This window comes from Mesorhizobium sp. Arg314, assembly GCF_053714275.1.
This window is the reverse complement of record NZ_JBSKBP010000004.1, coordinates 210,353-232,319: the sequence shown is the minus strand read 5'-3', so window position 1 is coordinate 232,319 and position 21,967 is coordinate 210,353. Positions and strand designations below refer to the sequence as shown.

The following is a 21,967-nucleotide window of genomic DNA, read 5'->3' as shown; positions in this document are numbered from 1 at the left end:
CTGATTTCGGACCTTGAACCATGACACTCACCGGATTTCTCACCTACAGTGCCGCGCTTGGCGTCGCCGCCGCCATTCCGGGCCCTGGCGTCACGGCGCTTGTCGCCCGCGCGCTCGGCTCCGGCTTCCGCTCCTCGCTCGCCATGTCGTTCGGCCTGATGCTCGGCGACCTCATTTATCTCACCGCCGTGGTGCTCGGGCTCGCCTTCGTCGCCCAGACCTTCGGCATGGTCTTTCTTGCCGTCAAATGGGCCGGTGTCGCCTATCTCGCCTTTCTTGCCTGGCGCTTCTGGACCGGCGGCATCACGCCCGAGACCGTCGAGGCGCGGACGGCCAAGGGCGGACTCATATCGAGCTTCATCGCCGGGCTGACCGTCACGCTGGGCAATCCGAAGACGATGATCTTCTATCTCGCCATCACGCCGACCATCGTCGACCTGAAGACGATCACGTTTGCCGACTACGCCATCCTGGCGATGCTTACCGTGGTGGTGCTGTTCGTGGTGCTGGTGCCTTATCTGGCTTTAGCCGCCAAGGCGCGCTGGTTCCTGAAATCGCCGCGCGCGCTGAAGGTGTTGAACCGCACCGCCGCCGGCTTCATGATGGGCGCGGCGGCCGCTATTGCGGCCCGGCAGTAAGCGCCGATCTCAGCAGCTGCTGATTTGAGCCAAACCATTCCTGAAACTCGCCGCTGCGGAAAATGCGTTTCCGGTCTCGGGCGGTTTTGAGCAACCGCCCCACTCGGATATTTTCGAGCCTCAGCCTATCTTGCGCGGCTGAAAGCCCTATTCTGTTTGCCTGTGCCATTGCCTTGGGAGCGAACCAATGAACAAGCCCGTCACCTCCGCGCGCGTCCCCGGCCGCGGCCGCATCTTCAACTCGATCACCGAGACGATTGGCGACACGCCGCTGGTCAGGCTGGACAAGTTCGCCAGGGAGAAGGGCATCGTCGCCAATATTCTGGCCAAGCTCGAATTCTTCAACCCGATCTCTTCTGTCAAGGACCGCATCGGCGTCGCCATGATCGAGGCGCTGGAGGAGGCCGGCAAGATTGCGCCCGGCAAGACCACTTTGATCGAGCCGACCTCGGGCAATACCGGCATCGCGCTCGCTTTCGCCGCCGCCGCCAAGGGCTACAAGCTGATCCTCACCATGCCGGAGACCATGTCGGTCGAGCGCCGCAAGATGCTGGCGCTGCTCGGCGCCGAGCTGGTGCTGACCGAGGGGCCGAAAGGCATGAAGGGCGCCATCGCCAAGGCCGACGAGCTCGCCGCCACGCTTCCCAACGCCATCATTCCGCAGCAATTCGAGAATCCGGCCAATCCCGAGATACATCGCCGCACCACGGCCGAGGAAATCTGGAACGACACCAATGGCGAGGTCGACATCTTCGTTTCCGCCATCGGCACCGGCGGCACCATCACCGGCGTCGGCCAGGTGCTGAAGAAGCGCAAGCCTTCGCTGCAGGTCGTGGCGGTCGAGCCGGAGGCCTCGCCGGTGCTGTCGGGCGGCCAGCCCGGCCCACACAAGATCCAGGGCATCGGCGCGGGCTTCGCGCCGAAAATCCTCGATACATCGGTCTATGACGAGGTGGTCAGGGTTTCGAACGAGGATTCGGTCGCCAATGCCCGTCTCGTCGCCCGCCTCGAAGGCGTGCCGGTCGGCATCTCGTCGGGCGCAGCGCTGCAGGCCGCGATCGTCGTCGGCTCGCGGCCCGAGAACAAGGGCAAGAACCTCGTCGTCATCATCCCCTCCTTCGCCGAGCGCTATCTCTCGACCATCCTGTTCGACGGGCTGGGCGCTTAGGCATTCCCTTCGTCATCCCAGGGCGGAGCGAAGCGCAGACCCTGGGATCCATGCCGTGACGGTGGCCGAGGAAAGCCGCGGTCGAGGATGTTGTTGTCAGGCCGGCTGACCCTGTCGAGTAACGGGTGCTATCGCTCCCTCGGAACCCGTGTTCTGCATCGTTGTGACGTGGAGACGTCACGGCATGCATCCTCGGGCCTGCGCGCGTCGCTTCGCTCCTTGCTCCGCCCGTGGATGACGAAGTCGGGTACGCCACAACCAATCTCAAGGGCTTGCGAACAAGCGGCCGGGATTGATCCTGGCTGGACCGCTGAAAAAACACCTCTGGCGCCCGTCGTTTCGCTTGAGCGAGATGCGGCTTCGATCCAACCTTTCTTGCCGGCCTCGATCGGCCGGCGGGAGGATTTTGCATGTACAAGCTCTATACGCGCCCGGGCAGCGGCGGCTTCGTCGTCGAGGCGGCGCTTGCCATGGCGGGCGTGCCCTTCGAACAGATCGACGTGCCGAAGAAGGAAACGCCCGATCCGGCCTTCCTCGCCATCAGCCCGCTGAACCAGGTGCCGGCGCTGACGCTGCCGAACGGCCAATCGCTGACGGAATCGGCGGCAATCTGCATCCTGCTTGCCGAGCGTCACCCTGAAGCGCGTCTCGCGCCGGAAGCGGGCTCGCCCGGCCGCGCCGACTTCCTGCGCTGGATGGCCTTCATGTCGTCCGTGCTCTATCCGGCGATCCTGCGGCTCTATTACGCGCACCGCTACACCGCCGACGGCGAAGGCCTGCAGCCGGTGAAGAAGGCGGCGGTCGCCGAGATGGATCGCGGCTTTGCCATTCTCGACCAGGCGTTGGCCGGCCGTGATTGGCTGGCCGGCGAGACGCTTTCGCTGGCCGACATCTACCTTATCATGCTGGTGGCCTGGCATCCTGATGTCGACAAAGCACGCAGCGCCTGGCCAAACATCGAACGTCTGTGGAGCAGGCTGCGTCAGAATGAGCTCATGCGCAAACTGAATGCATCCCACGAGATGTGGCCTTGAAAGTGCGCGGCGAATGGGCTCGGCGATTTCGCCGGAGCCGTCCGTCTGGGTTGAGCTAAGTCCTCAGCATAGGGATTTTATCCCGGTCGGCTGTGTTTGCGCTGGCAGGCCGCATGCCTTGAAGATTGGCTGAAGCCCTCCCAACCTCGTCATCCACGGGCGGAGCAAGGAGCGAAGCGACGCGCGCAGACCCGAGGATCCATGCCGTGACTTCGACGCGCCGCAATGGTGCAGAATTCTGCTCCGCTGCGTTCTACGATCAAGGTCACGGCATGGATCCCAGGGTCTCCGCGACGCCGCTTTGCGGCTGCTTCGCCCAGGGATGACGAGGTTGGGGAGGCTTCAGCCAATCTCCCCAGCGTGCGCTGATTCACGGAAATGAACGATGAAACCGTGCCCGCCGATAAACGGCAACCTTCCAAAATCCCTGTGTCGGGGCCCTAGAGAAGGTCATTGCGCTAACTCCTGACGAGCTTCGCCTTTTCGCCCTGGAGGAAACGCCGCAGCGCGGGGTCGCGCTCGAGGCCGATCGCTTGGTCGTAGGACTCGGCGGCCTGCTTCCTGTTGCCGAGCCTGGCCAACAGCCCGGCGCGGGCGGCCCAATAGGGCTGGTAGTCCTGCAGCCGCTTGTCGTCGCCCAGCACGTAAAGCGCCGCCAATCCCGCCATGGCGCCCTCGGTTTCGGCGATCGCCACCGCGCGGTTGATCGCCACCACCGGTGAGCCGGCTATGGAGAGCAGCGCGTCGTAAAGCTGGCGGATCGCCATCCAGTCGGTACCGCTGCCGCGCCGGCGCGCCGTATGGGCGGACTGCACGGCGGCCTCCAACTGGTAGCGGCCGATGATTTCCCTTTGCGCGGCGCGCACGAGCAAGGCTTCCGCCTCGTCGATCAGGCTGTCGTCCCAGAGCGCGATATCCTGCTCGGCTAAAGGCACGAAATCCCCTTCCGGGCCACGCCTTGCCGAGCGGCGCGCCTCGGCGAAAAGCATCAGCGCCAGCAGTCCGAGCGCCTCCGGCTCGTCAGGCATCAGCGAGGCGACCAGCCGGCCGAGCCAGATGCCTTCGGTGGCGAGGTTGCGCCGCCTGGTATCGGTGCCGGTCGGATCCGACCAGCCTTCGGCGAAGGTGGCGTAGATCGCTTCCAGCACGGCGCCCAGCCGGTCGCCGAGCTCCGCCTGCTCCGGCACGCGGAACGGGATGCCGGTTTCGCGGATGCGCGCCTTGGCCCGCACCAGCCGCTGCCCCATCGTCGCCGGCGAAACCAGGAAGGCCGAGGCAATCGTCGCGGCGTCGAAACCGAGGATCGTCTGCAGGATCAGCGGCGCACGCACGCTCGATTCGATCGCTGGATGGGCGCAGGCAAACATCAGCCGCAACCTCTCGTCGGGCAGATCCTCGCCGCTCATGCTTGGCTCCATTTCTTCGGCAATCAGCTGCAGATGGACGCGGGCTGCCTCGCCTGTCAGCCGCCTCCGCACCGCGTCCACGTCGCGCCGGCGCGCCACCGCCAGCAGCCACGCCTCCGGCTGCGCCGGCACACCGGTTCGCGGCCAGCGTTCGAGCGCCGCCGCGAAGGCATCGGCCAACGCGTCCTCGGCGCCGGCGACGTCGCGCGTGCGGGCCGCGAGCCAGGCGACCAGCTTGCCGTAGCTGCGCCGGGCGGCCGCCTCGGCCGCCGCCCGCGCGATCTCGGAGCGATCGTCCATCACAGGCTCGCTACGCGGCTATGTACTCGGCCATCTCCCAGATCGGCCGCACCTCGACCGTGCCGCTGCTGGCGGCGGGGCAGCGCGCCGCCCATTCGATGGCGGCGTCGATGTCGGCTACCTCGATCATGTAAAAGCCGGCCAGTTGCTCCTTGGTGTCGGCATAGGGGCCGTCGAGCACATTGGTCTTTCCGCCGGCCATCCTCACCGAGGTGGTCGCTTGAGTCGGGCGCAGCCTGTCGCCGGCCAGCCACACGCCGGATTTGTGCAGCGCCTCGGTGTAGGCGCCGTAGGCAGCGAGGACCTGCTGGGTCTGCTCTTTCGGAGCATTCGCCATCGCGGCTTCGTCATTGTAGATCAAAAGCATGTATCGCATGGTCTTCTCCCGTTTTCTTGAAGGCCGCATCGTCGCGTGCCGACCTATGTCGTGTGGCATCGACCGATTTCGACAGGCGCAGCGAAAAATCTTTCGTCTTCATCACGAGATTCCGCAAGGACCAGGATTCCAGGCGACCAGTCCGATCGCTGGAATGCTTGAATACTGGCAGCCGTAGCTCGCAGCCCTATCCTTTTCTCGCGGGTCGGGCCCATCGCGCGCGAGAAGGGAGAAGAAAATGGAACTCGTGACCCACAAGAAATTCAAGAACGGCCGGCTGATGCCATGGGGAAAAGGCACGGTCGTCAGCGGAGCGAAGGGCACCGTCTACCTGTGCGGAAACACGGCGACATCGGACGACTACGATCCAATGGGCAACAAGGGCGGTGGCTTTGCCGGCGATGCGGCGGGGCAATGGCGCGCGGTGCTCGGCAACATCAAATCGGATCTGGAGGAACTCGGCAGCGGTCTCGAACATCTCATCCGATTGACCTTCTTTGTCAGGGGGCCATTTCCCGATGGCGGCGTTCTCGGTTCGCCCAATTTTCGCCTGGACGTGCTGGACGAGTTCTTTGCCGAGCATTGCCCCAAGCATTGCAGCTACAACAACCCGCCGCCCTCGGAGGTGATCGGGGTCGCAGCCCTTGCTCAAGCCGATATCGTCATCGAAATCGTCGCGGTCGCGGCGCTGCCGGATTGAGGTTCGCGGCCGAAAACCGCCTGCGCGGGCACCAGCCAGCCGCGATAGCGCACGATCGGCCCGACGACCGGGTGCGAGATCTCCACATGGAAGCGGAAGCGCCCGTCCTCGACGGTTTCGTATGCGTTCGAGCGCGGGCAAAGCCACATCGGCAGCGGCAGGCCGAGAAAGCTCCAGCGGCGCGGCACGAGCCGGAGCCGGTTATCGTCGAGGACCAGCGCCATGGCGAAGGTGAGCGGCCCGAAGCGTTCGCACAGCATCCGCTGCGAGCGGCCTCCCCCGGCAAATTGCCGGCTCGAAAAGCTGTGCGTTCCGAAAGTCCGCGTCCAGGTCTCGCCGTCCCTGCCGATGTCGAAACGGACCCTGACCGGGACATCCGTGCCGGCGGCGGGGAAACCGATCAACCACGCCGCAAGCCGGCTAAAGATGCCGCTGCCACGTTCGACGCCGGCGCGGCCTTCCGCCATTGCCGCTCCCTCATGCATGGCCCGGATTTCATGCGGAAGGCTTTTCCAGGCTTCACCGAGCAGCTCGGGATAGAGCCTCTTGGCCTCCTCGGTATCGTCCCTGAAACCGGTGTGGATCGTCTTGCCGGCAAAAAGCGTTTCGTAGTCCCCTAGCTCGACGTCGCGCACCGCCGCTCGGGCGCCCGGCATGGGCATGCGGCCGTCGAGTGCCTTGCCGATGATCGCCGCGACCGCCATGGAGGGGATCAGCGGCCCGTCATCGCCCTCGGCCAAGAGGTGCCAGGACCGCCTGGCCGGCATGCCGGCTGCGTCCGCGCCTTCGACTTCGACGAACATGCCGCCGCGATGTTCGCCCCATGACAGCCTGTTGGTTGCCCAATGCATCAGCGGCGCCAGCGGCGAGAGCGAACGGACGAGGCCGGCGCGGACCAGCCGGGCCAGCCCGATCAGTGCCCTATGCAGCACCTCCGGCACCGGGCCGGCGCCCATCCAGATCGTGCTGGCTTGCGGCCACAGCGCCTGCAGTGCGCCCAGGTCCGGCACGTCGACCAGCGAGAACAAGGTGTTGCGCACAGGTACGCGTCCGGGCGGCGCGATCGTATAGCGCATCTGCTCGGTGAGCGGATAACCTTCCGCCGGCCTGCCGTCCCGCACCAGCCGCACCGCCTGGCCGGCATAGCTTGCAATGGCGCGGATGACGTTCTCGCCGACGCCGGCGAAGGGCGAGGGCGCGATGCCGCCGCGAATGCTGTCGACGCGCGCCAGACCGGACGACAGGCACCGCACCACCGCCGCCGTCAGCACCGGAAAGCTGGACACGCCGGATAGCACAGTGACACCGGCCGCCTTGGCAGCCGCATCGAAGCCGGCAACGCCAGCGACGAATTCGGAGCCGTCAGCCAAATCGAGATAATGGATGCGAGCGTCTATGCAGGCCTCGACCAGCCGGTAGCGCCCCTCGCCATAGGCCTGGAACGGACCGCTGGCGTCGATGACGATATCGGGCAGCAGGCCAGCAAGTTGCGTGCCAAGGTCGCCGGCGCGGTCGAACATCAGCGGAACGAGCCCGGCCTTGGTGCCGCCTCGTGCTTTGCAATAGGCCTCGGCTTTGGCGAGCGACCGGCCGGCGACGAGCAGCCCGAGGCGCGGCTCATTCTCCAACAACTGCACGATGCGTCCGCCGAAGGTGCCGTAGCCGCCGACGATCAGAAGCTTCATCTAAACCTCCGCACCTTCCGTCTTATGCATGTCGTTGACCCAAAACCGCGGCGCACTTTTTGGGCGACATGCATTTAGCCGACCAACCGCTGCCGCAGGTCGGCGGACGGGATGTCGCAACTGTCCTTCCGGCCGAACAGCGCATAGCGGTTCTTGGCGACACGGTCGTAGACCCAGTCGCGCAGCGGCCGGGGCAGGATGAGCAGCGCCTTCGCCGCACGCCATGGCCAGCCGAGCGCTGCCATGACCGCGATGAAGCTGTCGAGGCGCGTGAAGGCCGCGCCGTCGATGATGGCGAGGTTGGTGTCGTAATTGTCGGTCGCCAGGCCGTGCTGGTGAAACAGCGCCTCGCCGAGGGGCGACTGCGCCGTGGCGAAGCGGAAGCGTTTTTTCCGGTCGAGCTTGAGGATGAGCTGGACGAAGCCTGAGCAGAACACGCAGACGCCGTCGAAGACGATCAGCGGCTGGCGAGCGTCATAGGTCTGGCGCGGGAAGTTGGGACGTTCGGGCAGGTCGGTCATGGCGGCCCCGGCTGCTTGTGCCTTAAGACACTAAGCCAGCCGGCGGCGGCGTCAAAGTCGCGGCGTTGTCGCACGCCAGTTGGCGGCAAGCGCAAGGCGCTCGGCGCGATAGGTCGTGGCGCGCTGGTCGGCGGCCGGCCTGCAGATGCGGCTGTGGTGGCCTCGTTCGCGGGTCATGATCAGTTCGCGCTGACGCCGAGCGAGTTGCCGCGGCGCGCGCAGGCCGGGCCCGGGCCGCGCATGTAATAGCGCTCCGGCCGGTAGGTCGGCGCGACGAATTCGCGAATGGCGGCGGCGTAGCCGGTGATGTGGTTCCAGAAGTTCATTTTACCTGTCCCTGTCCCGCTTTCGGATGTCCCGTCCGAATTGTTCGAGAGCATAGCGTCGAGGCGTGAATAGTCGGTGAACGTGATGTTAATTTCTGGTCCGAAAGTCGTTGCATCGTGGCCGGATTGCGGCTGATTCGCGGTCTTTCCACGCCTTTTGTCGCGATTTCGGCTCGTGTGACTTTTGCATCACATATGTTTCGTTCCGATGTCGCTTGGGCGCGCTTCTGTTTCACGATCGGCCGCCGACGGGAAATTTCCTTGCTCGCCGGACAAACGGCAGGAACCGCCTGAGGGCCACGCCCGTTGCGTTGAAAACCGGTCTGTGCACGCAAGGGAGTTTTGCCATGGCGCCGCGCCCCGCCTGGAAGGGCTATCTGAAGCTGTCGCTGGTCACCTGCGCCATCGAGTTGACCAATGTCGTCACCCATGCCGAAAAAGTCTCGTTCCGCATCCTCAACCGCAAGACTGGCAATACCGTCAAACGCATCTATGTCGATGCCGAAACCGGCAAGCCGCTGGACGAGGGCGACGAGATCAAGGGCTATGAGGTCGACGACGGCGACTTCATCCATATCGAGGAGGAGGAGATCGAGGCGGTGCAGATCGAGTCCTCGCATACGATGAGCCTCGACGGCTTCGTCGAGAAATCCTCGATCGAGCAGATCTATCTCGACACGCCCTATTACGTGGCACCGGCGGACAAGGTCTCCGAAGAGGCTTTCGCCGTCATCCGCGACGCGATGGCGGCCAGGAAGATGGCCGGCCTTGCCCGCCTCGTGCTCTATCAACGCGAACGCCCGGTGGTGATCGAGCCGCTCGGCAAGGGCATGGTGCTGACCACGCTGCGCTACGACAATACGGTGCGCCAGCCGGGCACGGTCTTCGACGACATCAAGGCGGCGAAGACCGACGACGAGATGATCGACCTGGCCCAGCACATCATCGACAAGAAGAAGGCGAAGTTCGATCCGTCGAAATTCGACGATCGCTATGAGGATGCGCTGCTCGAACTCATCCGCGCCAAGAAGGCCGGCAAGAAGGCGCCGAAGGCCAAGGCGCCGCCGAGGCCGTCCAATGTCGTCAATTTGTTCGACGCGCTGAAGAAGAGCCTGAATCCCGACGGCGGTGGCAAAGCCGGCAAATCCTCGGCCAAGGCGCCGGCGGGGCGCGCGAAAAGCAAGGCTTCCGCGCCGAAGCGCAAGTCGGCCTAGGAGGGCGGAACCGTGGCGAGCCTCGAACAGTATCACGCCAAGCGCGATTTCAAGAAAACCGCCGAGCCGGCCGGCAAAGTAGCTCGCGGCAAGGAGGCAGGCGGCCTCTTCGTCGTCCAGAAGCACGCCGCGACGCGCCTTCACTATGATTTCCGGCTGGAGCATGACGGCGTGCTGTGGAGCTGGGCGGTGACGCGCGGCCCGAGCCTCGATCCGCATGAGAAGCGGCTGGCCGTGCATGTCGAGGATCATCCGATCGACTACGCCTCCTTCGAAGGCACCATTCCGAAGGGCCAGTATGGCGGCGGCTCGGTGATCGTCTGGGACGAAGGCAGATGGATCCCTGACGGCGGTCCGGCCCAGGCGATGAAAAAGGGCCATATCGACTTCGAGCTCGAAGGCCGCAAGCTCAATGGCCGCTGGCATCTGGTGAGGTTGAGGCCTCGCCCCGGCGAAAAGCGCGACAACTGGCTGCTGATCAAGTCAGACGATGCCGCCGCCCGGCCCGGCGAGGATGTTCTTAAGGAACAGCCGAAATCGGTGAAGTCGGGCCTGACCATCGAGGAAGTCGGCGAAGGCAAGGCCGCCAAGGGCGAGAGACCGAAGGTCTGGCAATCGAACAAGCCGGCCGGCGGCAGGGCCAAGGCCGGGCATGGCAAGCGTCTCGACTTCATCGAGCCGCAGCTGGCGACATTGGAAAAGGACGCGCCTGCCGGCGACGATTGGTTGCACGAAGTAAAATTCGACGGTTACCGGTTGCAGGCGCAGATCGCAGGCAGCGAGGTCAGGCTGCTGACCCGCGCCGGCCTCGACTGGACCGGAAAATTCGACGGGCCGGTCACCGCGGCGCTGGCGGGGCTGAAATGCCGCGATGCCATCATTGACGGCGAGATCGTGGTTTTGGCCGACAGCGGCGTCTCATCCTTCCCCTTGCTGCAGGCGGACCTGTCGGCCCGCCGCGCCGACCGCTTCGTCTATTATGTGTTCGACCTGATGCGCCTCGATGGCGAGGATTTGCGCGGCGAGCCGCTGGTCGAGCGCAAGCAGGCGCTGGCCGAGCTGCTCGGCGAGCAGCCCGAAAATTCGTCGCTGCGCTTCAGCGACCATTTCCATGAACCGGGCAAGGTGATGCTGCAGCATGTCTGTCGCATGGGCCTGGAAGGCGTGGTGTCGAAGCGCGCCGACGCGCCTTACCGCAGCGGGCGGGGACTAGCCTGGATCAAGTCGAAATGCACGCTGCGCCAGGAATTCGTCATTGGCGGCTATCTGCCATCGGACAAGACAGGACGCGGCCTGCGCTCGCTGCTGGTCGGCTACAACGAAGGCGGCAAGCTGCACTATGCCGGCCGCGTCGGCACCGGCTTCTCCGGCAAGGTGTCAGCGGATCTCAAGAAGAAGCTCGACGGGCTCGAGGCAAAGGTATCGCCCTTCTCGGCCGCGGTGCCGACGGGCAAAGGCCTTATCTGGGTCAAACCGGAACTTGTCGGCGAGGTGGAGTTCCGCAGCTGGACATCCGACCGTATAATCCGCCATGCCTCGTTCCAGGGATTGCGCGAGGACAAGCCGGCGGAGGAAGTCGTGCAGGAACAGCCGAAGAAGTCCAAGGCCGAGACCGACGCAAAGTCGGGCGCCAAGACCGCGCCGAAAAGCTCGACTGGCGCGGCAAGAACCTCGATAAAGCTCTCGCACCCCGACAAGCTGCTGTGGCCCGACGAGAAGGTCTCCAAGCAGGACCTGCTCGATCACTACGCGCTGGTCTGGCCGCGCATGGAGCAATTCGTCGTCAACCGGCCGCTGAGCCTGGTGCGCGCGCCGGACGGCATCCACGGCCAGCGCTTCTTCCAGAAACACGCCTCGCCCGGCATGAGCGACAAGATCGCCAGGATGAAGGATCCGGGCGACGGCGAGGAGATCCTGTTCATCAAGGATTTCGACGGGCTTGCGGCACTTGTCCAGTACGGCGTGGTCGAGGTCCATATATGGGGCTGCACCATCGATGAATTGGAAAAGCCGGACCAGATCATCTTCGATCTCGATCCGGACGAAGGCGTCGAGGTCAGCCGGGTGCGCGAGGCCGCGCTCGACATCCGCAAACAGCTCGACGCGCTGTCGCTGCCCAACCTGGTCAAGACCTCCGGCGGCAAGGGCTATCACGTGCTGGTGCCGCTGAAACCGGCGGCGGGGTGGGACGCGGTCAAGGACTTCGCCCATGATTTCGCCCGTGCGCTGGAGCAGGCGGCGCCCGACCGCTACACGGCGACGCTGTCGAAGAAGGCGCGCACCGGCAAGATCTTCGTCGACTATCTGCGCAACGGCCGCGGCTCGACCACGGTCGCGCCATACTCATCGCGCGCCAAGAAGGGTGCGACGGTATCGATGCCGGTGACCTGGCCGGAACTCGAAAAGGGTCTCGCGCCCAATGCCTTCCCGCTTGGCGACGAGACGACGCTGAAAGAGTTGAAGAAGGCCGATCCGTGGGCGGAGTTCTTCAAACTGGGCAAGGTGCTGGAGCGGGGGTGAGCCTGTGTGGAAGGCCACGCCGTGATCCTTCACACCCCCCTCTGGCCTGCCGGCCATCTCCCCCGCAAGGGGGGAGATTGAACGCTCAGCCGGTTTCGCCAATCTCCAACGTTGGGAGAATGGCGGAGCGCCAGAACTGCCAATCTCCCCCCTTGCGGGGGAGATGCCCGGCAGGGCAGAGGGGGGTGCTGTCCCGCCGACGTTGCATGTTATCGCCGTCGAAATCTCACGCCAGAAACACCCTCTCGAACGCCTGCCTGCCTTTCGGCGAGAACACTACGGCGCGGCTGTCCTTTTCGCGCCGCGCCCATTTCTCGGCGATGATCTTGTCGAGGATGGCCGCGCCTAGCGTGCCGGCGAGATGCGAGCGCCGCACGCTCCAGTCGAGGCAGGCGCGGCACACCGGCCGCCTGGCCTTGGCATGGATATCGATGCCGAGCGCCGAAAAATGCGAGGCACCGGATGACGAGAGCCTGATCTCGCTGTCCTCGCGCAGCAAAATTTTTTTGTCGAAGAGCCGGTCGAGCATCGCCACCGCCTGTTCGCCGGCGAGGTGATCGTAGCAGACCCGCGCCACGCGCATGGCCGCATCGCGCGGGCCGGGCCGCACCCGCTTCGGGCCGACCGCCTCGGCAACGCCGATGATCGCTTCGATCATGCCGGCCACCTGCGCGCTGGCGAGGCCGTAATAGCGATGCCTGCCCTGGCTCGCCAAAGTCAGCAACCCGCCATCCATCAGCTTCGACAGATGCGAGGAAGCGGTGGGCAGCGATACGCCGGCTTCCAGCGCCAGTTCCGACGCGGTCAGCGCCGAGCCGCCCATCAGCGCGTTCAGCATATTCGCGCGGGCCGGGTCGCCAACCAGGCTGGCGATGCGGGCGATGTCCGGTCCTTCACGCATGGTTCGATCCCTATCGAAGCATTCCCGTCAGGGAAGCACTATTCTGCGGCGAGCTCAAGCAGCCCAGGCAAACCCTCCTGACAGGAGAATGCCTAACACACCGGCATAAGCGATGCTTCGACCGCGGTCGAAGCATCGCCGTCCAAAAGCCAACCGACGAGGAGACCGACATGACCATCACCTGCTTCATCCGCTACGAGATCGATCCGTTCGGCAAGGCGGCCTTCGAACAATATGCGCGGGCCTGGGGCCAAGCCATTCCGCGCTGCGGCGCCGAGCTCATCGGTTATTTCGCGCCGCATGAAGGCTCGGCCACCACGGCCTATGCCGCCTACAACATCGAGAGCCTCGCGGCCTATGAAGCCTATCGCGCGCGGCTTGCCGCCGACCCCGCGGCCAAGGCAAATTACGAGTTCGCGCGGCGCGAGAAATTCATCCTCAAGGAAGACCGCGCCTTCCTGAAGCTGGTGTCGGGGCCGCACGGTCCAAGACAGATTTTCAAGACCGACGTGACGGTGAGCGAAGGGATAGAAGCATGATCGCGGTCATCTTCGAAGTGGAGCCGGCGGACGGAAAGCGCGATGCCTATCTAGGCATCGCCGCCGAGCTTAGGCCGCTGCTCGACGGCATAGACGGCTTCATCTCGATCGAGCGCTTCCAGAGCCTTGCCGATCCCAAGCGGGTGCTGTCGCTGTCCTTCTGGCGCGACGAGGATGCGGTGAAAGCCTGGCGCAACACCGAGGAGCACCGGCAGGCACAGAAGGCGGGACGGGGCGGCATCTTTGCCGGCTACCGTCTGCGCATCGCCCATGTCGTGCGCGACTACGGGTTGACGGAAAGGGCCGAGGCACCGGCGGATAGTCGCATCGTCAACGGGTGAAGCGCGGCTCTCCCTTCTCCCCTTGTGGGAGAAGGTGGATCGGCGCGTAAGCGCCGAGACGGATGAGGGGTGCTCCAGCGGGGTGAGACGCTGGCTTTCCCTGGAGCACCCCTCATCCGTCGCCTTCGGCGACACCTTCCCCCACAAGGGGGGAAGGAAAAACTACGCATTCCCGATCAGCACGCCGGCTCCGAACACCAGCGCGCCGCCCAGCACCACCTGGAAGGCGGCGCGCCAGAACGGCGTCTGCATGTAGCGGTTCTGGACGAAAGCGATCGCCCAGAGCTCGAAGAACACCACCACGGCCGCGACCGCCGTGGCAGTCCAGAAATGGGGAATGAGATAGGGCAGCGCGTGGCCGAGCCCTCCCAATGACGTCATCAGCCCGACCGTCAATCCGCGCTTGATCGGCGAGCCGCGGCCCGACAGCTTGCCGTCATCGGAGGCGACCTCGGTAAAGCCCATCGATATGCCGGCGCCGATCGAGGCGGCGAGGCCAACCAGCAGCGTCTGCCAGGTATCGTGCGTGGCGAAGGCGGCGGCGAAGATCGGCGCCAGCGTCGACACCGATCCGTCCATCAGCCCGGCCAGCCCCGGCTGCACATAGGTGAGGATGAACTGGCGCTGTTCGGCGCTCGCTTCCTCGATCTTGATCTCGCCGGGGACGTGCTCCTGTTCCAGTTGATGCGCCGAGCTTTCATGGCCCTGTTCGGCCACGGCGAGGTCGTCGAGCAGCTTGCGCGTCGAGGCATCGGTGGTGCGTTTGGCCGCCTCGACATAGAAGCGATAGGCCTGCTGCTCCATCGCTTCGGCCTGACGCCTGACATGCTCGATGCCGAGCGGCTTCACCAGCCAGTCGGGCTTGCGCTCGTAATAGTCCCTCACATGCTCGCGGCGGATCAGCGGAATGCGCTCGCCGAAGCGCTTGCGGTAAAGCTCGATGAGGGAATCGCGATGGACGTCCTCCTCCTCGGCCATCGCCTCGAACACCTTGGCCGATTGCGGAAAGTCTTCTGCCAGCCCGTCGGCATAAGCGCGGTAGATGCGACCGTCATCCTCCTCGGAGGAGATCGCCAGCGCCAGGATCTCCTGCTCCGAGAGGGAATCGAACGAACGGCGGCCGAAGCCGAAAACACGGGAAAGCATGATGGGATCACTCTAGTTTAGAATTGTTCTAAACTACGATTTCGACTGCCGGACGTCAATTGCGAACGGCGCCGGCCGCGTCCGCAAATGGGTGATCCAGCGGAACCTGCCTCTTCATTATTGCCGAATGTTTGCTTATATAGCTGCCAACAGCCGAAATTGAAGGAAGCCCGATATGACGGACAAGAAGCCACCGCACGCATTCGACCCGAAACCCATTCTCGATCTCATCGCCAGCATCGAGGCCGACCTGCAGCGCCTGAAGGGCCTTGTCGAAGAACAGCTCGAAAAGTTCGACCCGGCCAACCCGCACAACAAGACGCCGGACGGCAAGCTGACCGAGGAAGGTGCGGAGTGCTGCTACCGCATGTTCGACGAAGGCAAATCGCGCTACACGGTTTCCCAGCAGATGAAGATATCCTTCGCCGCCGCCACCCACCGCTTCAACAATTGGCGCAAGCTCGGCGGCAGCAAACGGACGAGGACGCTGCTGGGGTGAGGAATGTAGCGTGTAGCGAACGAAAAGCTGAAAGCCCGGATCCATGATGGAGGGCTGGGCCGTCGCCAATCGCCATAGTCGGCGCCGCCCCTCATTGCCCTGCCGGGCATTTCTCCCCGTGAACGGGGCGAAAGAAGCCGGCCGCAATGCTGGCTCGCTACCTGCAACGTTGGTGATTGGCGAAAGCAGCGGCGACAGCGCCCTTCTCCCCGTTCACGGGGAGAAGATGGCGGCAGCCAGATGAGGGGCGGCGCCGGCGGTGAGGATAATGCGCCAACATTGTCTCCATCACATTTTTTCGTTGGCGCGTTGCCTCAATTTCCGTGCAGCATAGGCAGACCATCCGTCAACGAGGCCCGCCATGCTCACCCTACCCGGCATCTCCGACATCCGCGCCGCCGCCGCGCGGCTTTCCGGCCTGGTCGTCGAAACGCCGCTGATCGAATCGCCCGAGCTCAACAAGCGCTATGGCGGCCGCATCCTGTTCAAGCCGGAGACTTTGCAGCGCACCGGCTCCTTCAAGATCCGCGGCGCCTACAACAAGCTGTCGTCATTGAGCGCGGAAGAGCGCAGCCATGGCGTCGTTGCATTTTCATCCGGCAACCATGCGCAAGGCGTGGCGGCCTCGGCCGCGATCTTCGGCGTCAAGGCGGTTATCGCCATGCCGGCCGACGCGCCGGCGCTTAAAGTGGGCAATGTCCGCAAGATGGGCGCCGAGGTCGTGCCTTTCGACCGTTTCAAGGACGACCGCATGACGGTCGTCCGCCCCTATATCGAACAGGGAATGGCGCTGGTGCCGCCCTTCGACGATCCGGCCATCATTGCCGGCCAGGGCACGGTCGGGCTGGAGTTGATGAAGCAGGCGAAAGCCCTTGGCGTGGCGCTCGATGCCGTCGTCATCCCGTGCGGCGGCGGCGGCCTGTCGAGCGGCATCTCCGTTGCCGTCAAGGACGCCTCGCCGCAAACCGCCGTTTGGGCCGTCGAGCCGGAACATTTCGACGATACGCGCCGCTCGCTGGCCAAGGGCGAAAGGGTCGCCAACGAACCCGGCTACAGCTCGATCTGCGATGCGATCCTCACCGCCGAGCCGGGCTTGATCACCTTCGAGATCAACCGCAAGAATCTCGCCGGCGCCATCGCCGTCTCCGACAAGGCGGTCGCCCAGGCGATGCGCGACGCAATGGCCCATCTCAAGCTGGTGGTCGAACCCGGTGGCTGCGTCGCGCTTGCCGCGCTCGCCTCCGGCGAGATCGACCTCGCCGGCAAATGCGTTGCCGTGGTGCTGTCCGGCGGCAATGTCGATTTCAGCACCTATGCCGGGATCATGGCAGCGGCGTAAGCGCTGCGGCCCGCACACAGGAATCGCCGCGATCCTTCACACCCCCCTCTGCCCTTAGGCCTCCTTGCGAGGCCTCAATCCAGCGTGCGCCGGAACCGCACCAGCGCCACGCCGGCAAACAGCGCCACGAACACCACCAGCCAGCCGATCTCCACCGCCACCGCCGGCAGTTCCGCGCCCTTCAGCATGACCGCGCGGGTGATGCGCAGGAAATGCGTCAGCGGGAAGATCTCGCCGAAGGTCTGCGCCCAGCCCGGCATGCCGCGATAGGGGAACATGAAGCCGGACAGCATGATCGAGGGCAGGAAGAAGAAGAAGGTGAGCTGCAGCGCCTGCATCTGCGTGCGCGCGATCGTCGAGATCGTGTAGCCGAGCAGCACCAGCGCCAGCACGAACACCAGCACCGCCGATAGGAGCAGCGACAGCGATCCCATGAAGGGAATGGCAAACAGAAGCTTCGCCGCCGCCAGCACCACCACCACCTGCACGGCGCCCACCACCAGATAGGGCAGCACCTTGCCCATCATGATCTCCAGCGGGCTCGACGGCATCGCCAGAAGGTTTTCCATCGTGCCGCGCTCGGTCTCGCGCGTCAGCGCGATCGAGGTCATCATCACCATCGTCATCTGCAGGATGACGCCGAGCAGGCCGGGCACGATGTTGTATTGCGAGATGCCTTCGGGATTGTAGCGCCGGTGCACGACGACATCGAGCTGGCCGCGCGCCGCTTCCTTGGCGGTCTCCTCAGTGCCCTGGGCCCTGAGCAGCGCCTGGCTGGCCACGGTGCTGAGCGTCGAGATCGCGCCGCTGGCAACCGCCGGATCGGTGGCGTCGGCCTCGATCAGGATCTGCGGGTTATCGCCGCGCTCGACCCGCCGGGCAAAATCGGCGGGGATGGTGACGACGAAGGCGACGTCGCCGCGCGCCATCAGGAACTCGGCCTCCTCGGCACTTTGCGCCACATGGTCGAAGCGGTAGTAGCCGGTGGTCTGCAGCGCCGAGACCATGGCCCGCGTGTAGGGATCGCTGCTGGTCGCCACAAGTGCCGCCGGCAGGCTCTTCGGGTCGTTGTTGATCGCATAGCCGAACAGCACCAGCTGGATCAGCGGCACGCCGAGCATCATGGCGAAGGTGATGCGGTCACGCCGCATCTGGATGAATTCCTTGATCAGCAGCGCGCCCAGCCTGGCGAAGGAGAAGACCACGTTCATGCCATCTTTCATGCCATGTTGTCCTTCGAGCCGGACATGAACTGGATGAACACATCCTCAAGACTGGTCTCGCCCGGCGTCACAGTCACGCCCTTGTGCTCCTTCTCGATATCGGCAAGCGCCTTTTCCAGCGCCGCCTTGTCGGAACCGACGACATGCAGGGTCGTGCCGAACGGCGCCACCTGGTCGACGCCGGGCCGGCCCTGCAACGCCTCGGCCACCTGGTCGAGCCGTGGCCCCTGCAGCACGAAGGTGGTCAGCCCGGCATTCTTCACCACCTCGTCCACCGTGCCGGTGGCCAGCATCTTGCCGTAGGAGATGTAGCTGATGCGGTGGCAGCGCTCGGCCTCGTCCATGTAATGGGTGGAGACGAGCACGGTCAGGCCGCCGGCGGCCAGCCGGTGGATCTCGTCCCAGAACTCGCGCCGCGCCTTCGGATCGACGCCGGCCGTCGGCTCGTCGAGCAAAAGCAGCTTCGGCTGGTGCATGATGCAGGCGGCCAATGCCAGCCGCTGCTTCCAGCCGCCGGAAAGCGTGCCGGCAAGCTGGCTGCGGCGGCTCGCCAGGCCGAGTTCTTCCAGCGTCCTCGCCACATATTGTTCGACCGGCCTCAGCCGGTAGAGCCGCGCCACGAATTCGAGATTCTCGCCGATCGTCAAATCCTCGTAGAAGGAGAATTTCTGCGTCATGTAGCCGACTTCGCGCTTGATCCTGAGCGCGTCGCGGCGGATGTCGAAGCCGAGCACCGTGCCGTCGCCTTCGTCCGGGGTCAAAAGCCCGCACATGATGCGAATGGTCGTCGTCTTGCCCGAGCCGTTCGGCCCGAGGAAGCCGACAATCTCGCCTTCGGCGACCTTCATCGTCACATGGTCGACGACGGTCTTGTCGCCGAAGCGCTTGACCAGGCCGCGAACGTCGATGGCGTTCATTGCCCGAGATCCGCGAGATCGACATCGACGATCTGGCCGGGCTGCAGCGGTCCCGCATTGCCGTCCGGCCGCGCCTCGACCAGATAGACCAGCTTCTGCCGGTTCTCGAGCGAGTAGATCACCGGCGGCGTGAATTCGGGATCGGGCGAGACGTAGCTGACGCGTGCCTTCAGTCCTGTCCCGCAACCGTCGCAGTGGACGTTGAGCTCACTGCCGACCTTGACCGCCGAGAACGCACTTTCGGGCACATAGACGCTGAGCTTTACGGCGCCGTCCGGCAGCATCGAGATCACCGGCGCGGTCGGCCCGGCGGTGTCGCCGGGATTGCGGATGACGTCGCTGACGCGGCCGGGCGAGGGCGCGGTCAGCACCCGCTTCGACAGCCGCCATTCTGCCTGCTCCAGGCTCGACCGCGCCTGCTTGACCTGATTGTCGGCGGCCTTGATGGTCTCGGACCGCGCCGGCAGATTGCCGACGGCGAGGTTGGCCTCCGCCTGGCCGACCTGGGCCGTGGCGGTCTCCAGCGAGGCCGAGGCGGTGTCGTAATCCGCCTGGGTGCCGGTGCCGCGTTTATAGAGGTCGCTCGCGCGGTCATATTTGCGCTTGGCGTCGGCGGCCTGGGCCTTTGCCATGTCGACCTCGGCCTTGAGCGCCGCGATTTCTTCGGGGCGCTTGCCGACTTGCAGGTCGGCAAGCTGCGCCTGTGCCTGCGCAAGGGCGGCCTGCGCCTGCGCCACCTCGATCTTGGCGTCGGCATCCTCGAGCGTCGCCACCGCCTTGCCGCTTTCGACGCGGTCGCCGCGCCTGACCGTCACCGTCGCCACCTGGGCCACTTCGATCGGCGCCATCAGCACATATTCGCCTTCGACAAAGCCGACGGCCAAAGGCGCGGCCGGTGCGCAGGCGCCGAACAGCTGGGCCGCGAGCGGCAGCGAACAGAGAAAGCTCATGATTTGCCCTTCTTGCCGACGGCCGGTCTACGTGCTGCCAGCATTGCCCTGAGATTGTCGGTTGTGACCGCCACCACCTTGGCGGCCTCGACATTGCCGATCTCGCGCCAGCCCATCCGGCGCATCACTGCCTCGCGGCCGATGCGGAAATAGATGACCTGGCCGATCATGGTGAAAACGGTGAGCCGGGTTGCCTCGCTCTCGGCCGGCTCGCCGGTTGCCTGCTCCCAGATATGGCACAGCCGCCGGTGCGTAGGTTCGAACACGCCGGCATAGATGCGGTCGAGCGCCGCGGTCGGATGCGACAGCTCGCGAAGTACGAATTGTACGATCTCGCCGGCCTGTGGACTGGCCACGACGAAGCCGACCATCCGCTCAAGTGCCGCGAAAAGCTGGGCCCGGGCTGCTTCCGGATCCAGGGGCGCTGCGGCCTGCGCGCCGCCCAGCGCCTCGCCGGCGATCCCCTGTATGGTGTCGACGATATGGTCTGCGGCAGCAGTGCGCAGGCCTTCCTTGCCGCCGAAATGATAGGCGATGGAGCCGATATTGGCCTTGGCCTCCGACGCGATCTCGCGCGTCGATGTGCCGTCGAAACCTTGCCTCCCGAACAGCTTGAGCGCCGCATGCACCAGCGCCGCGCGCGTTTGATCGGCGGTGGTGGCCTCGCGCTGCTGCCTTTTTACTCCTGGTTGCTTGTTCATTTTTCAACTTTAATCAATCGATTGATTAAAGTCAAATTTGACACCCGACTCGGCTTGCCTTCTCGACCCTCGCAGGCTTTAGTGCGTGGCCATGGGCAAGGAAATCGAGCGTAAGTTCCTGGTCTCCAGTCCCGCCTGGCTCGAAGAGGTCGAGGCGGAGATCCGCATTCGTCAGTTCTATGTCGCAGCCCAGCCCGGCCGCACGGTGCGCGTGCGCATCTGCGATGGCCGCTCAGCCAATCTGACGCTGAAGTTCGGCGACAGGGCGCGCGAGCGTGACGAATTCGAATATTCGATCCCCCTCGCCGAGGCCGAGGAGTTGATGGCGTTTGCCGTCGGACGTGTCATCGAGAAGACACGCCACCATGTTAGACACCGCGGCTATCTCTATGAAGTCGATGTTTTCGGCGGAAAGCTCGCGGGGTTGGTGATCGCGGAGCTGGAGACGCCGGAGGACGTATCTGACGAAATGCTGCCCGATTGGCTCGGTCGCGAGGTCACCGGCGAGTCGAGCTTCTACAACGCGTCGCTGGCCCTCGGGGGGATTCCGGAGATCGCCGCATGAGCTTCCGCATCGATCCGCGCTTGCCGCTGACCGGCGAGGTCAGGCGCATATTGACCGACGAGATCGGCAAGGCAATCGGCCACCTCGAGACGGCGCGCGAGAAGCCGGAGCAGGGGCTGCACAAATGCCGCAAGCGGCTGAAAGGCGTGCGCGCCTTGCTGCGCCTGGTTCGTTCCGGGGACGAACCGTTCTGCCAGACCGAGAACGAATGCTATAAGCAGGTGTCGGCGCTGCTCGCCGGCCCGCGCGAGGCGACCGCGCTGATCGAAACCGTCGACCGTCTGGCCGACGCCTTTCCGGAGCAATCGGCCGGCGACGGTCTCGATCCCGTGCGCGAGCGGCTGGTGCTGCGCCAGCATGAACTCCATGCCGGTCCTGGGCTCGACGCCGCCATCAATGCGGCAATAGCCGCTTGCCGGGAGGGCCTGGAGCGCATCGACCGGCTGGCTCTGCCCGATCAGCCGGAGCAGGCCGCCGACATCCTGGCCGACGGCGCCCGCGCCACGCTGCGGCGGGCCAAAAAAGCGCTGGACAAGGCAGAGTCGCGCGGCCAGGGCGACGATTTTCACGACCTGCGCAAGGCAACCAAGACGCATTCCATGCATCTGTCGTTGCTCGGCCGCCTGTGGCCGACGCCGATCAAGGCGCGCCGCAAGGCGGTCGACAAGCTCGGCGAACAGCTCGGCGAATTGCACGACGTCTTCGTCATGCGCGCGCTGCTCGCCGCCGAAGGCGAGCCGCTCGGCCCCGCCGACGAGACCAGGCTTCTGAGCAAGCTGTTGAAGCGTTCCGAAAAGAGCCTGGCCAAGGCCTGCCTGGCCGATGCCGCCGACCTGTTCGGCGACAGCCCCAAGCGCTCGGCCAAAAAACTTGCCCGCAAAGCGCGCGACGATCTCGCCGGACCCCAGGAAGAAGCAAAAGCGGCCTGATCATGGCCTAAGTGGCGGGCCTGTGCTAA

General features: G+C 64.9%; 25 protein-coding genes. 12 read left to right on the top strand and 13 right to left on the bottom strand.

The genetic code is table 11. The features are described 5' to 3' along the window. Window positions 1–20: 20 nt before the first annotated feature. The 3 genes from ACWGS9_RS06800 to ACWGS9_RS06790 all read left to right on the top strand — a co-directional run bounded on the left by ACWGS9_RS06800 (window position 21) and on the right by ACWGS9_RS06790 (window position 2,840). Window positions 21–638 (top strand): LysE family translocator, encoded by a 618-nt coding sequence (locus ACWGS9_RS06800; RefSeq protein ID WP_454504502.1) that lies wholly within the window; start codon window positions 21–23, stop codon window positions 636–638. Window positions 639–825: 187 nt separating this feature from the next. Further along, a complete protein-coding gene (gene cysK, locus ACWGS9_RS06795) occupies window positions 826–1,806 on the top strand; it encodes a cysteine synthase A (protein WP_454504501.1) in 981 nt (326 codons plus the stop codon). A 410-nt stretch (window positions 1,807–2,216) separates the two neighbouring features. Then, a complete protein-coding gene (locus tag ACWGS9_RS06790) occupies window positions 2,217–2,840 on the top strand; it encodes a glutathione S-transferase family protein (RefSeq protein ID WP_454504500.1) in 624 nt (207 codons plus the stop codon). Between the two features lie 458 nt (window positions 2,841–3,298). Here the strand turns inward: ACWGS9_RS06790 and ACWGS9_RS06785 are convergent, their stop codons facing one another. The 3 genes from ACWGS9_RS06785 to ACWGS9_RS06775 are packed head-to-tail and all read right to left on the bottom strand — an operon-like array spanning window position 3,299 to window position 5,025. Continuing rightward, window positions 3,299–4,546, bottom strand: coding sequence for an RNA polymerase sigma factor (locus tag ACWGS9_RS06785; protein ID WP_454504499.1), 1,248 nt, complete (start codon window positions 4,544–4,546; stop codon window positions 3,299–3,301). 10 nt (window positions 4,547–4,556) lie between these two features. Then, window positions 4,557–4,922 carry a YciI family protein gene (locus ACWGS9_RS06780; protein ID WP_454504498.1) on the bottom strand — a complete coding sequence of 122 codons (366 nt, stop codon included), beginning with the start codon at window positions 4,920–4,922 and terminating at the stop codon, window positions 4,557–4,559. After that, the gene (locus ACWGS9_RS06775; RefSeq protein WP_454504497.1) at window positions 4,894–5,025 is read right to left on the bottom strand and encodes a hypothetical protein; all 132 of its coding nucleotides are present in this window, start codon (window positions 5,023–5,025) and stop codon (window positions 4,894–4,896) included. The genes ACWGS9_RS06780 and ACWGS9_RS06775 overlap by 29 nt, the downstream gene beginning before the upstream one ends. A gap of 135 nt (window positions 5,026–5,160) precedes the next feature. Here ACWGS9_RS06775 and ACWGS9_RS06770 point away from each other — a divergent pair, with 135 nt between their 5' ends. Continuing rightward, the gene (locus ACWGS9_RS06770) at window positions 5,161–5,622 is read left to right on the top strand and encodes a RidA family protein (protein ID WP_454504496.1); all 462 of its coding nucleotides are present in this window, start codon (window positions 5,161–5,163) and stop codon (window positions 5,620–5,622) included. Here ACWGS9_RS06770 and ACWGS9_RS06765 read toward each other — a convergent pair. The 4 genes from ACWGS9_RS06765 to ACWGS9_RS06750 all read right to left on the bottom strand — a co-directional run bounded on the left by ACWGS9_RS06765 (window position 5,571) and on the right by ACWGS9_RS06750 (window position 8,154). Further along, on the bottom strand, window positions 5,571–7,307 hold the full coding sequence (locus ACWGS9_RS06765; RefSeq protein ID WP_454504495.1) for an SDR family oxidoreductase: 1,737 nt from the start codon (window positions 7,305–7,307) through the stop codon (window positions 5,571–5,573). The two genes, ACWGS9_RS06770 and ACWGS9_RS06765, sit on opposite strands and share 52 nt — an antisense overlap. Window positions 7,308–7,381: 74 nt before the next feature. Then, entirely contained in the window at window positions 7,382–7,828 is a 447-nt protein-coding gene (locus ACWGS9_RS06760) for a thiol-disulfide oxidoreductase DCC family protein (RefSeq protein ID WP_454504494.1), read from the bottom strand. 51 nt (window positions 7,829–7,879) lie between these two features. Then, window positions 7,880–8,005, bottom strand: coding sequence for a hypothetical protein (locus ACWGS9_RS06755; RefSeq protein WP_454504493.1), 126 nt, complete (start codon window positions 8,003–8,005; stop codon window positions 7,880–7,882). 2 nt (window positions 8,006–8,007) lie between these two features. After that, window positions 8,008–8,154 carry a hypothetical protein gene (locus ACWGS9_RS06750; RefSeq protein WP_112128857.1) on the bottom strand — a complete coding sequence of 49 codons (147 nt, stop codon included), beginning with the start codon at window positions 8,152–8,154 and terminating at the stop codon, window positions 8,008–8,010. Between the two features lie 347 nt (window positions 8,155–8,501). Between ACWGS9_RS06750 and ku the strand changes: the two genes are divergently transcribed. Next, the gene (gene ku / locus ACWGS9_RS06745) at window positions 8,502–9,368 is read left to right on the top strand and encodes a non-homologous end joining protein Ku (RefSeq protein WP_454504492.1); all 867 of its coding nucleotides are present in this window, start codon (window positions 8,502–8,504) and stop codon (window positions 9,366–9,368) included. Between the two features lie 12 nt (window positions 9,369–9,380). Further along, window positions 9,381–11,888: a DNA ligase D gene (gene ligD, locus ACWGS9_RS06740; RefSeq protein WP_454504491.1), complete on the top strand. Its 2,508-nt coding sequence runs from the start codon at window positions 9,381–9,383 to the stop codon at window positions 11,886–11,888. A gap of 226 nt (window positions 11,889–12,114) precedes the next feature. On the opposite strand, the gene ACWGS9_RS06735 is transcribed toward ligD, so the two are convergent. After that, window positions 12,115–12,789, bottom strand: coding sequence for an ArsR/SmtB family transcription factor (locus ACWGS9_RS06735; RefSeq protein WP_454504490.1), 675 nt, complete (start codon window positions 12,787–12,789; stop codon window positions 12,115–12,117). Window positions 12,790–12,959: 170 nt separating this feature from the next. Between ACWGS9_RS06735 and ACWGS9_RS06730 the strand changes: the two genes are divergently transcribed. Continuing rightward, entirely contained in the window at window positions 12,960–13,328 is a 369-nt protein-coding gene (locus ACWGS9_RS06730) for an NIPSNAP family protein (RefSeq protein WP_454504489.1), read from the top strand. Next, the gene (locus ACWGS9_RS06725; protein ID WP_454504488.1) at window positions 13,325–13,669 is read left to right on the top strand and encodes an antibiotic biosynthesis monooxygenase family protein; all 345 of its coding nucleotides are present in this window, start codon (window positions 13,325–13,327) and stop codon (window positions 13,667–13,669) included. The genes ACWGS9_RS06730 and ACWGS9_RS06725 overlap by 4 nt, the downstream gene beginning before the upstream one ends. Window positions 13,670–13,831: 162 nt before the next feature. On the opposite strand, the gene mbfA is transcribed toward ACWGS9_RS06725, so the two are convergent. Continuing rightward, entirely contained in the window at window positions 13,832–14,815 is a 984-nt protein-coding gene (gene mbfA, locus ACWGS9_RS06720) for an iron exporter MbfA (protein ID WP_454504487.1), read from the bottom strand. 175 nt (window positions 14,816–14,990) lie between these two features. Here mbfA and ACWGS9_RS06715 point away from each other — a divergent pair, with 175 nt between their 5' ends. Both ACWGS9_RS06715 and ACWGS9_RS06710 read left to right on the top strand, forming a co-directional pair. Next, on the top strand, window positions 14,991–15,314 hold the full coding sequence (locus ACWGS9_RS06715) for a hypothetical protein (RefSeq protein ID WP_454504486.1): 324 nt from the start codon (window positions 14,991–14,993) through the stop codon (window positions 15,312–15,314). 361 nt (window positions 15,315–15,675) lie between these two features. After that, window positions 15,676–16,653, top strand: a complete 978-nt coding sequence (locus tag ACWGS9_RS06710) for a threonine/serine dehydratase (RefSeq protein WP_454504485.1) — start codon at window positions 15,676–15,678, stop codon at window positions 16,651–16,653. Between the two features lie 74 nt (window positions 16,654–16,727). Here ACWGS9_RS06710 and ACWGS9_RS06705 read toward each other — a convergent pair whose 3' ends face one another. The 4 genes from ACWGS9_RS06705 to ACWGS9_RS06690 are packed head-to-tail and all read right to left on the bottom strand — an operon-like array spanning window position 16,728 to window position 20,444. After that, window positions 16,728–17,864 carry an ABC transporter permease gene (locus tag ACWGS9_RS06705; protein WP_454504546.1) on the bottom strand — a complete coding sequence of 379 codons (1,137 nt, stop codon included), beginning with the start codon at window positions 17,862–17,864 and terminating at the stop codon, window positions 16,728–16,730. 8 nt (window positions 17,865–17,872) lie between these two features. Then, a complete protein-coding gene (locus ACWGS9_RS06700; RefSeq protein ID WP_454504484.1) occupies window positions 17,873–18,793 on the bottom strand; it encodes an ABC transporter ATP-binding protein in 921 nt (306 codons plus the stop codon). Then, entirely contained in the window at window positions 18,790–19,743 is a 954-nt protein-coding gene (locus ACWGS9_RS06695) for an HlyD family secretion protein (protein ID WP_454504483.1), read from the bottom strand. The genes ACWGS9_RS06700 and ACWGS9_RS06695 overlap by 4 nt, the downstream gene beginning before the upstream one ends. Next, window positions 19,740–20,444: a DUF1956 domain-containing protein gene (locus tag ACWGS9_RS06690; RefSeq protein WP_454504482.1), complete on the bottom strand. Its 705-nt coding sequence runs from the start codon at window positions 20,442–20,444 to the stop codon at window positions 19,740–19,742. Before ACWGS9_RS06690 ends, ACWGS9_RS06695 begins: the two co-directional genes overlap by 4 nt. A gap of 91 nt (window positions 20,445–20,535) precedes the next feature. Here ACWGS9_RS06690 and ACWGS9_RS06685 point away from each other — a divergent pair, with 91 nt between their 5' ends. Together ACWGS9_RS06685 and ACWGS9_RS06680 are read left to right on the top strand one after the other, a co-directional pair. Continuing rightward, window positions 20,536–21,009 (top strand): CYTH domain-containing protein, encoded by a 474-nt coding sequence (locus ACWGS9_RS06685; RefSeq protein WP_454504545.1) that lies wholly within the window; start codon window positions 20,536–20,538, stop codon window positions 21,007–21,009. Then, window positions 21,006–21,938: a CHAD domain-containing protein gene (locus ACWGS9_RS06680; RefSeq protein WP_454504481.1), complete on the top strand. Its 933-nt coding sequence runs from the start codon at window positions 21,006–21,008 to the stop codon at window positions 21,936–21,938. The genes ACWGS9_RS06685 and ACWGS9_RS06680 overlap by 4 nt, the downstream gene beginning before the upstream one ends. The last annotated feature ends 29 nt before the right edge of the window (window positions 21,939–21,967 follow it).

Coding starts and splice junctions, on each gene's coding strand:
- ACWGS9_RS06800 (WP_454504502.1), top strand. CDS start 21: ATGACACTCACCGGATTTCTCACCTACAGTGCCGCGCTTGGCGTCGCC.
- cysK (WP_454504501.1), top strand. CDS start 826: ATGAACAAGCCCGTCACCTCCGCGCGCGTCCCCGGCCGCGGCCGCATC.
- ACWGS9_RS06790 (WP_454504500.1), top strand. CDS start 2,217: ATGTACAAGCTCTATACGCGCCCGGGCAGCGGCGGCTTCGTCGTCGAG.
- ACWGS9_RS06785 (WP_454504499.1), bottom strand. CDS start 4,546: ATGGACGATCGCTCCGAGATCGCGCGGGCGGCGGCCGAGGCGGCCGCC.
- ACWGS9_RS06780 (WP_454504498.1), bottom strand. CDS start 4,922: ATGCGATACATGCTTTTGATCTACAATGACGAAGCCGCGATGGCGAAT.
- ACWGS9_RS06775 (WP_454504497.1), bottom strand. CDS start 5,025: ATGAAGACGAAAGATTTTTCGCTGCGCCTGTCGAAATCGGTCGATGCC.
- ACWGS9_RS06770 (WP_454504496.1), top strand. CDS start 5,161: ATGGAACTCGTGACCCACAAGAAATTCAAGAACGGCCGGCTGATGCCA.
- ACWGS9_RS06765 (WP_454504495.1), bottom strand. CDS start 7,307: ATGAAGCTTCTGATCGTCGGCGGCTACGGCACCTTCGGCGGACGCATC.
- ACWGS9_RS06760 (WP_454504494.1), bottom strand. CDS start 7,828: ATGACCGACCTGCCCGAACGTCCCAACTTCCCGCGCCAGACCTATGAC.
- ACWGS9_RS06755 (WP_454504493.1), bottom strand. CDS start 8,005: ATGACCCGCGAACGAGGCCACCACAGCCGCATCTGCAGGCCGGCCGCC.
- ACWGS9_RS06750 (WP_112128857.1), bottom strand. CDS start 8,154: ATGAACTTCTGGAACCACATCACCGGCTACGCCGCCGCCATTCGCGAA.
- ku (WP_454504492.1), top strand. CDS start 8,502: ATGGCGCCGCGCCCCGCCTGGAAGGGCTATCTGAAGCTGTCGCTGGTC.
- ACWGS9_RS06735 (WP_454504490.1), bottom strand. CDS start 12,789: ATGCGTGAAGGACCGGACATCGCCCGCATCGCCAGCCTGGTTGGCGAC.
- ACWGS9_RS06730 (WP_454504489.1), top strand. CDS start 12,960: ATGACCATCACCTGCTTCATCCGCTACGAGATCGATCCGTTCGGCAAG.
- ACWGS9_RS06725 (WP_454504488.1), top strand. CDS start 13,325: ATGATCGCGGTCATCTTCGAAGTGGAGCCGGCGGACGGAAAGCGCGAT.
- mbfA (WP_454504487.1), bottom strand. CDS start 14,815: ATGCTTTCCCGTGTTTTCGGCTTCGGCCGCCGTTCGTTCGATTCCCTC.
- ACWGS9_RS06715 (WP_454504486.1), top strand. CDS start 14,991: ATGACGGACAAGAAGCCACCGCACGCATTCGACCCGAAACCCATTCTC.
- ACWGS9_RS06710 (WP_454504485.1), top strand. CDS start 15,676: ATGCTCACCCTACCCGGCATCTCCGACATCCGCGCCGCCGCCGCGCGG.
- ACWGS9_RS06705 (WP_454504546.1), bottom strand. CDS start 17,864: ATGAACGTGGTCTTCTCCTTCGCCAGGCTGGGCGCGCTGCTGATCAAG.
- ACWGS9_RS06700 (WP_454504484.1), bottom strand. CDS start 18,793: ATGAACGCCATCGACGTTCGCGGCCTGGTCAAGCGCTTCGGCGACAAG.
- ACWGS9_RS06695 (WP_454504483.1), bottom strand. CDS start 19,743: ATGAGCTTTCTCTGTTCGCTGCCGCTCGCGGCCCAGCTGTTCGGCGCC.
- ACWGS9_RS06690 (WP_454504482.1), bottom strand. CDS start 20,444: ATGAACAAGCAACCAGGAGTAAAAAGGCAGCAGCGCGAGGCCACCACC.
- ACWGS9_RS06685 (WP_454504545.1), top strand. CDS start 20,536: ATGGGCAAGGAAATCGAGCGTAAGTTCCTGGTCTCCAGTCCCGCCTGG.
- ACWGS9_RS06680 (WP_454504481.1), top strand. CDS start 21,006: ATGAGCTTCCGCATCGATCCGCGCTTGCCGCTGACCGGCGAGGTCAGG.